Here is a 582-nt window from a genome sequence, read left to right as displayed (position 1 = left end):
AGTGGCCTGACCCACGTAGCGATTTATGGTGGAGATGACAACATTATTCACCCAACAGTATCCCAAGGTGTCGTAGTCGGAGAAATGGAAGGCAGCAGTTACTGGGGTCCTCGTTATACAGAAGCGAGGCGTGTGGAAGAACAACCAAAACTTGGTCCAACATTCACACACCCCTTAACACAAGAAGCCGAGAAGCATGTGGAAACACCATATAAATTTGGTGGAGACAGTACAGAAGGGTTTGACAGCTCAGGCTTTGTACAGTACGTGTTCAGTGAAGCGGTTGACTTCGAACTGCCACGTACGGTTAGCGATCAGGCGGACCTTGGTCAGCCTGTGGCAAAAGAAGATCTTCAAGAGGGCGACCTCGTCTTCTTCAGTAGAGATGAAGGTAGCGGTCTGACGCACGTTGCGATCTATGGGGGAGATGACAAGATCATTCACCCAACGGTCTCTCGGGGTGTGGTAGTCGGAGAGATGGAAGGCAGCAGTTACTGGGGCCCTCGTTATACAGAAGCGAGACGTGTGGAAGAACAGCCAGAACTCGGCCCAACATTCACGCACCCATTAACGCAAGCCGCC

The 582-nt window shown here is 51.5% G+C and carries 1 protein-coding gene; it reads left to right on the top strand.

The annotated features are described in order from the left end of the window. The coding region (locus tag HFA01_RS13730) for an NlpC/P60 family protein (protein ID WP_174787832.1) at positions 1-582 on the top strand (582 nt) is incomplete at both ends.

Source organism: Halobacillus faecis (assembly GCF_007991335.1).
GTDB classification, from domain to species: Bacteria; Bacillota; Bacilli; order Bacillales; family Halobacillaceae; genus Halobacillus; species Halobacillus faecis.
The sequence above is the reverse complement of the archived record's forward strand: the minus strand, read 5'-3'. Positions and strand labels throughout refer to the sequence as shown.